Raw genomic sequence first — 12620 nt, 5'->3', positions numbered from 1 at the left:
TCAGCTCCGGCCGCCGTGGCCCGCGCGCGCGAACGAGAAATAGGGAACCGCCACGGCGCGCCGGACGTGTCCACGGTGCTTGCGCGGAGCGGTGTCCGGCTCGCCGGCGCTCTTGGCACCCGCACTGGCCGGGGCCGCTTCGGAACTGGCCAGTCCGGCCACGACGGCTTCCGCGGTGGCCGCGGCGACGAAGCCGACGGTCAGGGCCAGGGCGCCTTCGAACGAGGTGGCCTTCGCGATGTCGTCCTCGAACTGCCGCGCGCGCGCGTTCACTCGCGCTTCCACCTGCTGGTCCAGCGCCGGGGCGGTGGCCAGGGCAGCCGGTCCGGGGGGGGCGGCGTCGGTGGCGGCCGCATCGGTGGCCTCGGCCAGCGGCATGGCCGCGATCGCGGCGGGCTGCAGGGCCTCGGACGGGAGCGGACGCGCCGTGATCAGGGCCAGCGCCAGCACCGTGCCAGTCACCGAGAAAGCCAGTATCGTGTTGCGGAGCTTGCGGTTCATGATGAACGTCCTGCTCTGGTGGATAGGTGTTGTATTCAACTATAACACCAGAACAGGCCGACGCAAGCGGTTTTGCACCTGTTGTCCCCCAACTGAAGTCATGGTCGGGCGCGAGTTCCCACCTTTCCGGGCGCAAATTCCAATGAAGACAATCAGATACGTGCTGGCGCTGGGTCTGTTGCTGGCGTCGGTGACCGCTTCGGCGGCCGGTTTGCTCGATCGCAGCTACCGTCCCCTGACCGGCAAGCAGCCGGTGGACCTGGGCGCCACCTACGGGGGGCAGGTCCTGCTGATCGTCAACACGGCAAGCAAATGCGGGCTGGCCCCGCAGTTCGAGGGGCTGGAGGCACTGCACGCCCGTTACAAGGAGCGGGGGTTCTCGGTGCTCGGCTTCCCGTCGGGCGATTTCCGGAACCAAGAGTTCGAGGACGAGGAGAAGATCGCGGAGTTCTGCACGCTCACCTACGGGGTCAAGTTCCCGATGTTCGAGCCGGTGCACGTGCTGGGCGACCAGGCCACTCCGCTGTACCGCGACCTGCGCGCGGCCACAGGCGAAGCGCCAGCCTGGAATTTCCACAAATACCTCGTCGGCCGAGATGGCAAGGTCATCGCGTCGTGGGGCAGCCGTCTGTTGCCGCAGGATCCGTCGATCGTGTCCGCGATCGAACGCGCACTCGAGGCGCCCGTCCCGGGTGCCTGAGCGGCTGAACGCCGATCTCGACACGCGCCGGCGGGCGATTGCCGGCGCGCGTGCGGCCCGCGACAATAGGCGGCTTGCGCCGTGTCGTGGCGACTGTCCGGAGTGTTGTTTCCCATGAACCGTGTGATGCGTGGCCTGGCCGCGCTGGGCCTGTCTGCGCTGCTGGTGTGCGGAACCGCGTGGGCGCTGCAGACGCAGGGCGCCGGCCCGCTTGGCAGCGAGCGCGAGCGGATGAGCTATGTGATCGGAATGGACGTGGGCGAGTCGCTGACCGCGGCGGCCCCCGACATCGACTTCCCCAGTTTCGAACGCGCGGTGGCCGCGGCGCTGGCGGGTGGCGAACCCCTGATCGGCGAGCAGGAAGCCGTGCAGGTGGGCCAGGCGCTGATGCAGCGGGTGGCCGCGCGCAGCGGACGCAGGGTGCCCGGAATGGCCCCCGGCGCGCAGCCGCCCGAGGTCGACAAGGCCAAGGTGGGCCTGCTGACCGGGCTCAACGTCGGCCGGTCGCTTGCGCCGCTGGCCGATGCGATCGACCTGCCGGTGCTGGTCCAGGCGGCACGTACCGTCGCCAGCGGCGGCAAGCCCCTGCTCGACACTGAACAGGCGTCGCAGGCGCGCGCCGCGCTGGAGGCGCATTCGCGCGAGCGTGCCCAGCGGCAGGCCGAGGCCAACCGCCAGGCCGGTGCGGATTTCCTGGCCCGCAATCGTGGCGCCAAGGGCGTCTTCGCCACCGGCTCGGGGCTGCAGTACAGCGTCCTGAAGCAGGGCGCCGGCGCCCGCCCCAAGCCCGGCGACCGGGTTCGCGTGCATTACCGCGGCACCCTGCTGGACGGTACCGAGTTCGACAGTTCGCTGGCCCGCAACGAGCCGGCCGAGTTCGGCCTCAACCAGGTCATTGCCGGCTGGACCGAGGGCCTGACCCTGATGCCGGTCGGTTCGAAGTACCGGCTCTGGATTCCCGGCGAGCTGGCCTACGGCCAGCGCGGCAGCCCGCCGCTGATCGGCCCGAACGCGACCCTCGTGTTCGAGGTCGAGCTGCTCGACATCCTCTGACGCGGCGGCCCCGCCGCCGCCGTCCCCCGCACTCATGTTCCGCATTGGAGTAAGCCGATGAAGGTTTCGAAGCGTTCCACCTCCCTGGTCGTGCTCGGCGCGTCGCTGTCGCTGGCACTGCTGGCCTGCGAGCCGCTGGACAAGGACACCGGCAAGCCGGTCGACGGCAGCGACACCGAGTCGGCGACGGCCACGGCCGGGACCACGGCGCGCGGCGGCATGAAGACCGAGCGCGAGCAGGTGAGCTATGTCATCGGCATGCAGATCGGCGAGAGCCTGAAGGGCGCCAAGGACGAGGTCGACCTCGACACCCTGTTCAAGTCCGTGCGCAGCACCATCGACGGCAAGGAGCCGCTGCTGACCCAGGAAGAGGCGATGCAGGTCATGCAGGACTTCAGCACGCGCATGCAGGCTAAGCAGCTGGCGGAGTTCCAGGAGTCGGGCAAGCGCAATGCCGAGGAGGGCGAGAAGTTCTTCGCCGAGAACGGCAAGAAGCAAGGCGTGCAGACCACCGAGTCGGGCCTGCAGTACGAAGTGCTCACCGCAGGCGAGGGCGCGCGCCCGGCCGCCGGCGACACCGTGCGCGTGCACTATCGCGGCACCCTGCTCGATGGCGAGGTGTTCGACGATTCCTATGCGCGCGGCGAGCCGGTCGAGTTCGCCCTGGCCCAGGTCGTGCCGGGCTGGCAGGAAGGCCTCCAGCTGATGCCGGTGGGCAGCAAGTACCGCCTGTGGATCCCCGGCAAGCTCGGCTACGGCGAGCAGGGCACCCCGGGCGGCCCGATCGGCCCGAACGCCACCCTGGTGTTCGAGGTCGAACTGCTCGATATCGTCGACGCCGCGCGCTGAGCGCGGCGGATCGGGCATCGGACACGCGTAATGCAAGTAGCGATTTTCGGAACCGGCTATGTTGGCCTGGTCAGCGGAACCTGTCTGGCCGAGGTCGGGCACAAGGTGGTATGCGTCGATGTCGACCAGGGCAAGATCGATGGCCTTGAGCGGGGCGTGGTGCCGATCTACGAGCCAGGCCTGGAAGCGATGGTCCACAGCAATCACGGGGCCGGCCGGCTGACATTCACCACCGACGCTGCAGTGGCAATAGCGTCAGCCGAGGTCATCTTCATTGCCGTGGGTACGCCACCGGACGAGGACGGCAGCGCCGACCTGCAGTACGTGCTGGCTGTCGCCGGGACGATTGGCCGGCATCTCCAGGGTCCCGCGATAGTGGTGGACAAGTCGACCGTACCGGTCGGTACCGCCGATCTGGTGCGCGAGACCATCGCGGCGGAGCTGTCTGCACGGGGTGCGCAGGTCGACTTCGACGTGGTCTCCAACCCCGAGTTTCTGAAGGAGGGAGCCGCTGTCGAGGACTGCATGCGCCCCGACCGCATCATCCTTGGCAGCGCCAGCGAGGCATCGATCGCGAAGCTGCGCCGGCTGTATGCGCCGTTCAACCGCAATCACGATCGCATCGTAGCCATGGACGTCCGTTCAGCGGAGCTGACCAAGTACGCTGCCAACGCGATGCTGGCCACGAAGATCAGTTTCATGAACGAGATCGCCGGCATCGCCGAGAAGGTGGGCGCGGACGTCGAGCAGGTCCGTAAGGGCATCGGTTCCGATCCCCGGATCGGCTGGCACTTCATCTACCCGGGCGCGGGCTATGGCGGGTCGTGCTTTCCGAAGGACGTGCAGGCGCTCGCCCGTACGGCTGCGCGGTACGGACATGAGCCGATCCTGCTACAGGCGGTCGAGGCCGTGAACGATCGTCAGAAGGGACACCTGTTCGAACTGATGCTGCGCCATTACGGCACGGTCGAAGCGCTGCGCGGCCAAACGGTGGCGCTGTGGGGCTTGGCATTCAAGCCCGATACCGACGACATGCGCGAAGCGTCCAGTCGGCGCCTGCTGCAGCAACTGTGGGAGGCAGGCGCCATCGTGCAAGCCTTCGATCCCGAAGCGGGCGAAGAGGCGCGGCGCCTCTTCGGCGAGCGCCGGGATTTCGTGCTGTGCGAGAGCGCTGAAGATGCGTTGCAGGGCGCGCATGCCCTGGCCGTCGTCACGGAATGGAAGCAGTTCCGGAGCCCCGACTTCGCGCTGCTGCGCAAATCACTGCTGGAACGGGTGATATTCGATGGCCGCAATCTTTACGATCCCGTCGAGGTGGAGGAGGCCGGTATCGCGTATTGGGGCATCGGCCGCGGCCGCTCCATCGGCCGGGGGTGAGTCTGGCCATGTCCGAAGCACTCGAACAGCGCGTGGTCGAGCTTGAGATGCGGCTGGCTTTCCAGGAGCAGCTGATTTCCGAGCTCAACGAGGCGCTGACGCAGATGCGCCTGGAGGGGGTCTCCAACGCGGAGCTGTTGAAGCGCGTGCTGGAAGACCTGAAACTCACCCGTGGCGATGGCCCGGGTGATCCGGCGCTCGAACCTCAGCCCCCGCATTACTGATCTTCCGCATGCCATGAGCGATTCGTTGCGCGACCAACTGATGGGGCTGGGCTTCAAGCCCGCGCCCACCCCTGCGCGCGAGCGCAAGCCGGCGTCGCCGCAGCGGGCACCGCACAAGGGCGCGTCCGCAGCCGCGGCGCCTGGCGGCAAATCGCGTAAACCAGGCAAGCCCGGCAAGCCGGGCCGTCCGCGCACGCGCGAGGACATCGACCTGGCGAAGGCCTACGCGATCCGCGCCCAGAAGGAAAAGGACGAGCGCATCGAGGCCGAGCGGCAGCGCCAGGAACAGGCGCGCCAGCGGCGCGAGGCACGGGCGAAGCTGGAAGAGTTCCTCAAGGACCGCGCCCTGAACGACGCCGGCGCCGAGATCGCCCGCCACTTTCCCTATGGCGGCAAGATCAAGCGCATCTACGTCAACGCCGAGCAGCTGCGCGCGCTCAATGCGGGCGAGCTGGGCGTTGCGCAGCTCAATGGCCGCTATGTGCTGGTGACGGCGGCCGACCTGGCCGAGGTCGAGTCGATCTTTCCTGCCGCGGTCGCGCTCCGGGTCGATCCCGATGCGCCGGCCGGCGAGGACCCCTACGCCGATCCCAGGTACCAGGTTCCCGACGACCTGCTCTGGTGAGCATGGCGGCCCCGGTCCACGAAGCGGAGCACGCTGGGCGCGGGCACCTGGTGTTCTCCCACGCGAACGGTTTTCCCGGTCCGGTCTACGGTGAACTGTTCGACGCCTGGCGCCCGGGCTTCGAGGTTTCCGCGGTCGACCGCTTCGGACATGCGCCCGGGTATCCGGTCGCACCACGATGGCCGGGGCTGACGCGGCAGCTTGTCGATCATGTGCAGGCGCGGGTCGCGCCCGATCAGCGGCTCTGGCTGGTGGGGCATTCCCTGGGCGGCTATGTCAGTGTGCTGGCGGCCGCTGTCCTGGGCGAGCGCGTCGCCGGCGTCGTGCTGCTCGATTCGCCTTTGATCGGCGGCTTCAGTGCGCGACTGGTGCGCTATGGACGTCAGCTCGGCTTCGACCGTTACATGATGCCGATCCGGCAGACGCGCAGGCGCCGCATGACCTGGCCCGACGTCGAGGCCGTGCATGCGCATTTCGCGGCGCGCGCCGCGTTCGCGCGCTGGGACCCGCGCACGCTGCGCCGCTATGCCGAGTACGGCACGCGGGCCTCGGAAGACGGCGGCCGCGTGCTTGCCTTCGATCGCGACATCGAGCTTGCGATCTACCGCAGCCTGCCGACGATGACCGTCGTGGCTGCCGCGCAGGCCACGGCCGCGCCGATCGGTTTCATCGGCGGTACCGGTTCGCGGGAGGTGCGGCAGGTGGGCCTGCATGCCACCCGCACGGCCACGCGCGGGCGGATCGCGTGGCTGGAGGGCAGCCACCTGTTCCCGATGGAGCGCCCGCGGGAAACGGCGCGCGCGGTGCAGTCGATGATCGCAGCCATGGATGCGAGCCGCGCCGACGCGGCCTGAGGGTCGGCTGCGGTGCCAGGCTCGCCTGCCGGTCGCAGCCGTTCGCTCCGGAACATCGCGCTCGAGCCGCATGATCTGGTGCGAAGGATGAGTCGCATGGCATGGCGTCGCCCCGCCGCGGCCCATCCGGGTCGTCATCGAGGTTGGACGCCCGCCACGCCGCCCGGTCCCGACACGCGAAAGCCGTGAACGCGTGCGCGACGCCCCGGCGGTTGCGGCTACTCCGGATCGTAGTCTAGGTTGGAGGCGAGCCAGCGCTCCACCTGCGCGAGGTCCACGCCCTTGCGCTTCGCGTAGTCCTGCGCCTGCTCCTTGGACACGCGGCCGACCACGAAGTACTGGCTGCGCGGATGGCTGAAGTAGTAGCCCGATACCGCCGCGGTGGGCAGCATCGCGAAGCTCTCGGTCAGGCGCATGCCGGCGTTGCGCTCGGCGTCCAGCAGGCGGAACAGCGTCGCCTTCTCGCTGTGCTCGGGGCAGGCCGGATAGCCGGGCGCCGGCCGGATGCCGCGGTAACGCTCGGCGATCAAGGCCTCGTTGTCGAGCGATTCGTCGGCATCGAAGCCCCAGAACTCCTTGCGCACGCGCTGGTGCAGGCGCTCGGCGAAGGCTTCGGCCAGGCGGTCGGCGAGCGCCTTGAGCAGGATCGCGTTGTAGTCGTCGTGGTCGGCCTGGAATCGTTCCAGGTGCGGTTCGATCCCGATCCCGGCGGTGACGGCGAACAGGCCCATCCAGTCCTGCACGCCGCTGTCGGCCGGGGCGATGAAATCGGCGAGGCAGAAGTCCGGCCGCTCGACCGGCTTGTCCACCTGCTGGCGCAGGAAGTGGAGCATGGCCTCGCCGTCATCGTGGCGCAGGAGGACGTCGTCGCCCACGCTGTTGGCCGGCCAGAGGCCGAACACGCCCCTGGCGGTCAGCCACTTCTCGCGGATGATCCGCTCGAGCATCGCGCGCGCATCGCGGTACAGTTCGCTGGCCTGGCGGCCGACGATCTCGTCCTCGAGGATCGCCGGGAACTTGCCCGCAAGTTCCCAGGCCTGGAAGAACGGCGTCCAGTCCAGGCAGGCCACCAGTTCCTCCAGCGGGTAGTCCTCGAACACGTGCAGGCCCGGCTGCTTCGGCGCCGGCGGTGTGTATTCCGCCCAGCCGCCGTCGAAGCGCTGGGCGCGCGCCTTGTCCAGGGCCACCAGTCTTTTGGCGTCGCCGCGGTTGCGGTGGCGCTCGCGGATCTCGGCGTAGTCCGATTCGTTGGCCGCCACGAAGGGGCCGCGCAGTTCGGCGGAGACCAGCGACTGGGCGACCCCGACCGCGCGCGAAGCGTCCTTCACCCAGATCGTCGGCGACTTGTAGAAGGGGTCGATCTTGAGCGCGGTATGCGCGCGCGAGGTGGTCGCGCCGCCGATCATCAGCGGGATCGCCAGGCCCTGGCGCTGCATCTCGCGCGCGACGTGGCTCATTTCCTCCAGAGACGGCGTGATCAGCCCGGACACCCCGATCAGGTCGGCATTCTCGGCGATGGCGGTATCGATGATCTTCTGCGCCGGCACCATGACCCCGAGATCGACCACCTCGAAGTTGTTGCAGGCCAGCACCACGCCGACGATGTTCTTGCCGATGTCGTGCACGTCGCCCTTGACCGTGGCCATCACGATCTTGCCGTTGTTCTTGCCGGTGTCGCCGGTACGCAGCTTCTCCGCCTCGATGAACGGCAGCAGGTAGGCGACCGCCTTCTTCATCACGCGGGCGGATTTCACCACCTGCGGCAGGAACATCTTGCCGGCGCCGAACAGGTCGCCGACGATGTTCATGCCGTCCATCAGCGGGCCTTCGATCACGTCCAGCGGGCGCGGGGACTGTTGGCGCGCCTCTTCGGTGTCCTGCTCGGCCCAGGCGTCGATGCCGTGCACCAGCGCATGGGCCAGGCGCTCGCGCACCGGTCGCTCGCGCCAGGCCAGGTCTTCGACCTTCGCCTGGCCCTTGCTGCCCTTGTAGCGCTCGGCGATCTCCAGCAGGCGCTCGGTGCCGTCGGCGCGGCGATTGAGGACCACGTCCTCCACGCGCTCGCGCAGTTCAGGGTCGAGGTCGTCGTAGATCGGCATCGCGCCGGCGTTGACGATGCCCATGTCCATGCCCGCCTGGATGGCGTGGTACAGGAACACCGAATGGATGGCCTGGCGCACGGTCTCGTTGCCGCGGAACGAGAACGAGACATTGGAAACCCCGCCCGAGACATGGCAGTGGGGCAGGGTGCTCCGGATGATGCGGGTGGCCTCGATGAAGTCGACCGCGTAGTTGTCGTGTTCCTCGATGCCGGTGGCGATGGCGAAGATGTTGGGATCGAAGATGATGTCTTCGGGCGGAAAGCCGACCTGGTCGACCAGGATGCGGTAGGCGCGGGTGCAGATCTCGACCTTGCGCGCGCAGGTGTCGGCCTGGCCCTGTTCGTCGAAGGCCATGACCACCGCGGCGGCGCCATAGCGCAGCACCTTGCGCGCCTGCTCGACGAAGGCCTCCTCGCCTTCCTTGAGCGAGATCGAGTTGACCACGCTCTTGCCCTGCAGACACTTCAGGCCGGCTTCGATCACGCTCCACTTGGAGGAGTCGACCATCACCGGGATCCGGGCGATGTCGGGCTCGGACATGATCAGGTTGAGGTAGCGCGTCATCGCCGCCTCGGAGTCGATCAGGCCTTCGTCCATGTTCACGTCGAGGATCTGCGCGCCGCTGGCGACCTGCTGGCGCGCGACGTCAACCGCTTCCTCGTAGCGGCCTTCCTTGATCAGCTTGCGGAACTGCGCGCTGCCGGTGACATTGGTGCGTTCGCCGACGTTGACGAACAGCAGGTCGGGGGTAATGACCAGCGGTTCGAGGCCGGAGAGACGGGTGTAGCGGGGCGTGTCGTTCATCGCAGGACGTCCTTGGCCACCCACGGGCGCGGGCCGGTGCGAGTGGGGCCATTCGAATATGTCAGGGCTTGCCGGCCCGTCGGTTGCGGTCCAGTCACGTCTGCGGCCGACCAGTGGGTCGGCCGCCACACGCGGTGGCGGGTACTTCCACGACCTGCCGTCACGCCGCGAGCGCCGCCGTGGTGCGCAGCGTCCGCGGCGGAAGGCCGGCCACGGCGTCTGCGATCGCGCGGATATGGTCGGGGGTGGTGCCGCAGCAGCCGCCCACCAGGTTCAGCAGGCCGGCTTCGGCGAACTCGCGCAGGATCGCGGCGGTTTCCTCCGGCGCTTCGTCGTAGCCGCCGAAGGCGTTGGGCAGCCCGGCGTTCGGATGCGCGCTGACATGGCAGTCGGCCACGTTCGCCAGTGTTTCCACGTGCGGGCGCAGATCCCTGGCGCCGAGCGCGCAGTTCAGGCCCACCGAAAGCGGCCGGCCGTGCGCAACCGAGGCGTAGAACGCTTCGGCCGTCTGCCCCGACAGCGTGCGGCCCGAGGCGTCGGTGATCGTGCCCGAGATCATCACCGGCAGCCGTGCGCCGCGATCGTCGAACGCTTCCTCGATCGCGTAGAGCGCAGCCTTGGCGTTGAGCGTGTCGAAGATGGTTTCGACCATCAGCGTATCGGCGCCGCCGTCGATCAGGCCGTCGATGGCCTCGCGGTAGGTGCTGCGCAGTTCGTCGAAACTCGTGTTGCGGAAGCCCGGGTCGTTGACGTCGGGGCTGATCGAAGCGGTGCGGCTGGTGGGCCCGAGCACGCCGATGACGAAGCGGGGGCGCCCGGTGCGGGCGGCCACCGCGTCGCAGCAGGCGCGGGCGACACGCGCACCTTCGAGGTTGAGCTCGCGCACCAGGTGCTCCAGGCGGTAATCGGCCTGGCTCACCGAGGTGGCGTTGAAGGTGTTGGTTTCCACCAGGTCCGCACCGGCCTCCAGGTAGGCGGTGTGGATGCCGGCGATGATGTCGGGGCGGGTGAGCAGCAGCAGGTCGTTGTTGCCCTTCAGGTCGTGGCCACCGGCAGGCGGCGCCTCGCGGGTGCTGTCGAAACCGCCGGCGAACCGCTCGCCGCGGTAATCCGGCTCTTCCAGGCCGTGGCGCTGGATCATGGTCCCCATCGCGCCGTCGATGATCAGGATGCGTTCGCGCAGCGCGGCCTCGAGCAGGGCGACGCGGTCGGGGTGGAGCCAGGGCAGGGCGTGCATGGGAACCTCCGGAAGGCTCAGGGCTTGCGGGCGATCATCGAGATCACTTCGAAGTGCGGCGGCCGTTTCTCGCGGGTGACGGTCTCGGCATTGAGCAGTTCCAGGCCGGCCCGCGCGACGAAGCGGCGCAGATCCTTCTCGCTGAAACCGAGGTTGGCGTGGCCGTAGGCCTGGACCACGTTCTGGTGCTCGTGCCGGGCCAGGCTCGACAGCAGCAGGCGGCCCCCCGGGCGCAGCACGCGGGCGGCATCGGCCACCGCCTGCGCCGGCTTGTCGGCGTAGGTGAGGGCATGCATGAGCACGACCAGGTCGAACTCGGCCGTGGCGAAGGGCAGGGCATGCATGTCGCCCTCCATCACCTCGACGTTGCGGAACCGGCGCAGGCGCTCGGCCGCGGCGGCCACCACGCGGCGGCTGCTGTCCACGCAGACGTAGCGGTGTGCGTGCGGGGCGAGCAGTTCGGCCAGCACCCCGTCGCCGGAAGCGATGTCGAGCACGTCGCCTGTCTCCAGCAGCGGCAGCGCGCTGCGCGCCAGCGCTTCCCAGGTGCGGCCCGGCGAGTAATGCCGTTCCATGTCCCCGGCCACGGAATCGGCCCAGTTCTGGTCGGCCGCGCGCATCGCCAGCACGCCGGCCACGCGTTCGGCATCCTGGCGCAGCAGCGGGTCGTCGGTGCCCGTCGACAGTGCCTGCCACAGTGCCCGCTGCGGCGCCTCGAGCGACTCGTCGTCGAAACGGTAGTAGGCGGAGACCCCGGCGCGCCGGTCGCGCACCAGCCCGGCCTCCTTCAGCTTGGCCAGATGGGTGGACACGCGCGGTTGCGCAAGCCGGGTGATGGCGGAGAGTTCGGCCACGGTCAGCTCCTCGCCCTCGAGCAGGGCGAGCAGGCGTACCCGGGTGGGGTCGGCCAGTACCTTCAGCCGCGAGGACCAAGCCTCGAGGTCCATAAATATCTCCGTATCTCGATATAGAGATATTCTGGAAGCGGGATCGGTACCCGTCAACCTCGCGCGGGTTCTGACCGGCGCGGGGTAGGCCGATTTGCGCATGGTCGATGCAACGAAAACGATAGGGTTTGCCGCGCGCGCCGGGCTACAATTAAGGTTTCTCCCGAAACGTTGTGAGGCTGCCGTGGAGTTCGGTTTCAACGAAGAACAGTTGATGCTGCAGGACGTCGCCCGCCGCATCGCCCAGGAAAAGATCGCGCCCAGCGCCGAACACCACGACCGCACCGGCGAATTTCCGCTGGAGAACATCCGAACCCTCGGCGAGAACGGGCTGATGGGGATCGAGGTGCCGGCAGAGTACGGTGGCGCGGGCATGGATCCGGTGGCCTACGTGCTGGCCATGGTCGAGGTCGCCGCCGCCGACGCCGCGCATTCCACCATCATGTCGGTCAACAACTCGCTGTTCTGCAACGGCATCCTCACCCACGGCACGGAGGCGCAGAAGCAGAAGTACGTGCGCGCGATCGCGGAAGGGGCGGAGATCGGCGCGTTCGCGCTGACCGAGCCGCAGTCCGGCTCCGACGCGACCGCCATGCGCTGCCGCGCGGTGAAGCAGGCCGACGGCAGCTACGTGGTCAATGGCAAGAAGAGCTGGATCACCTCCGGGCCGGTGGCGAAGTACATCGTGCTGTTCGCCATGACCGATGCTGAGAAGGGCGCGCGAGGCATCACCGCCTTCCTGATCGACACCGCGCGCGAGGGCTTCGGCCGCGGCAAGACCGAGCCCAAGCTCGGGATCCGCGCCTCTGCCACCTGCGAGATCGAGTTCAACGACTATGTGGTCCAGGCCGACGAGGTGCTCGGCCAGGAGGGCGAGGGCTTCAAGATCGCCATGGGCGTGCTCGATGCCGGCCGCATCGGCATCGCCTCGCAGGCGATCGGCATCGCCCGCGCCGCCTATGAGGCCACCATCGCCTACGTCAAGGAGCGCAAGGCCTTCGGCGCCGCGATCGGGACGTTCCAGATGACCCAGGCCAAGATCGCCGACATGAAGTGCAAGCTCGACGCGGCCTGGCTGCTGACGCTGCGGGCGGCCTGGCTCAAGGGCCAGGGAAAGAAGTTCTCGGCCGAGGCGGCGATCGCCAAGCTCACCGCCTCGGAGAACGCGATGTGGATCGCCCACCAGGCCGTGCAGATCCATGGCGGCATGGGCTATTCGAAGGAAATGCCGATCGAGCGCTATTTCCGCGACGCCAAGATCACCGAGATCTACGAAGGCACCAGCGAGATCCAGCGCCTGGTGATCGCGCGTGCCGAGACCGGGCTGCGCTGAGGGCGATCGTGCCG

At 68.5% G+C, this 12620-nt stretch carries 12 protein-coding genes; 8 read left to right on the top strand and 4 right to left on the bottom strand.

The genetic code is table 11. The annotated features are described in order from the left end of the window. A complete protein-coding gene (locus ACQYVW_RS02525) occupies positions 1-501 on the bottom strand; it encodes a hypothetical protein (protein ID WP_434933252.1) in 501 nt (166 codons plus the stop codon). A gap of 142 nt (positions 502-643) precedes the next feature. On the opposite strand from ACQYVW_RS02525, the gene ACQYVW_RS02520 reads away from it, so the two are divergent. The 7 genes from ACQYVW_RS02520 (at position 644) to ACQYVW_RS02490 (ending at position 6183) form a co-directional block, all read left to right on the top strand. After that, positions 644-1201 carry a glutathione peroxidase gene (locus tag ACQYVW_RS02520; RefSeq protein ID WP_434933253.1) on the top strand — a complete coding sequence of 186 codons (558 nt, stop codon included), beginning with the start codon at positions 644-646 and terminating at the stop codon, positions 1199-1201. A 114-nt stretch (positions 1202-1315) separates the two neighbouring features. Continuing rightward, the gene (locus tag ACQYVW_RS02515) at positions 1316-2254 is read left to right on the top strand and encodes an FKBP-type peptidyl-prolyl cis-trans isomerase (RefSeq protein WP_434933255.1); all 939 of its coding nucleotides are present in this window, start codon (positions 1316-1318) and stop codon (positions 2252-2254) included. 57 nt (positions 2255-2311) lie between these two features. Continuing rightward, complete coding sequence (gene bamJ / locus ACQYVW_RS02510; protein WP_434933256.1) at positions 2312-3103, top strand: BamJ family beta-barrel-assembly machinery protein; 792 nt, start codon at positions 2312-2314, stop codon at positions 3101-3103. Between the two features lie 30 nt (positions 3104-3133). Further along, positions 3134-4480, top strand: coding sequence for a UDP-glucose dehydrogenase family protein (locus tag ACQYVW_RS02505; protein WP_434933257.1), 1347 nt, complete (start codon positions 3134-3136; stop codon positions 4478-4480). A gap of 8 nt (positions 4481-4488) precedes the next feature. Next, positions 4489-4704, top strand: coding sequence for a SlyX family protein (locus ACQYVW_RS02500; RefSeq protein WP_434933259.1), 216 nt, complete (start codon positions 4489-4491; stop codon positions 4702-4704). 13 nt (positions 4705-4717) lie between these two features. Next, entirely contained in the window at positions 4718-5329 is a 612-nt protein-coding gene (locus tag ACQYVW_RS02495; protein WP_434933260.1) for a DUF2058 domain-containing protein, read from the top strand. Between the two features lie 2 nt (positions 5330-5331). Continuing rightward, positions 5332-6183: an alpha/beta hydrolase gene (locus ACQYVW_RS02490; protein ID WP_434945936.1), complete on the top strand. Its 852-nt coding sequence runs from the start codon at positions 5332-5334 to the stop codon at positions 6181-6183. Positions 6184-6401: 218 nt separating this feature from the next. Here ACQYVW_RS02490 and metH read toward each other — a convergent pair whose 3' ends face one another. The 3 genes from metH to ACQYVW_RS02475 all read right to left on the bottom strand — a co-directional run bounded on the left by metH (position 6402) and on the right by ACQYVW_RS02475 (position 11273). Beyond that, on the bottom strand, positions 6402-9089 hold the full coding sequence (gene metH, locus ACQYVW_RS02485; RefSeq protein WP_434945935.1) for a methionine synthase: 2688 nt from the start codon (positions 9087-9089) through the stop codon (positions 6402-6404). A 160-nt stretch (positions 9090-9249) separates the two neighbouring features. Beyond that, entirely contained in the window at positions 9250-10326 is a 1077-nt protein-coding gene (locus ACQYVW_RS02480; RefSeq protein WP_434933263.1) for a homocysteine S-methyltransferase family protein, read from the bottom strand. 17 nt (positions 10327-10343) lie between these two features. Next, complete coding sequence (locus tag ACQYVW_RS02475) at positions 10344-11273, bottom strand: ArsR/SmtB family transcription factor (RefSeq protein ID WP_434933264.1); 930 nt, start codon at positions 11271-11273, stop codon at positions 10344-10346. A gap of 184 nt (positions 11274-11457) precedes the next feature. Between ACQYVW_RS02475 and ACQYVW_RS02470 the strand changes: the two genes are divergently transcribed. Continuing rightward, the gene (locus ACQYVW_RS02470; RefSeq protein ID WP_434933266.1) at positions 11458-12606 is read left to right on the top strand and encodes an acyl-CoA dehydrogenase family protein; all 1149 of its coding nucleotides are present in this window, start codon (positions 11458-11460) and stop codon (positions 12604-12606) included. Positions 12607-12620 lie beyond the last annotated feature (14 nt).

It is taken from the genome of Luteimonas campi (genome assembly GCF_051162505.1).
Classification (GTDB): domain Bacteria; phylum Pseudomonadota; class Gammaproteobacteria; order Xanthomonadales; family Xanthomonadaceae; genus Luteimonas.
This window is presented reverse-complemented; position numbering and strand designations above follow the sequence as displayed.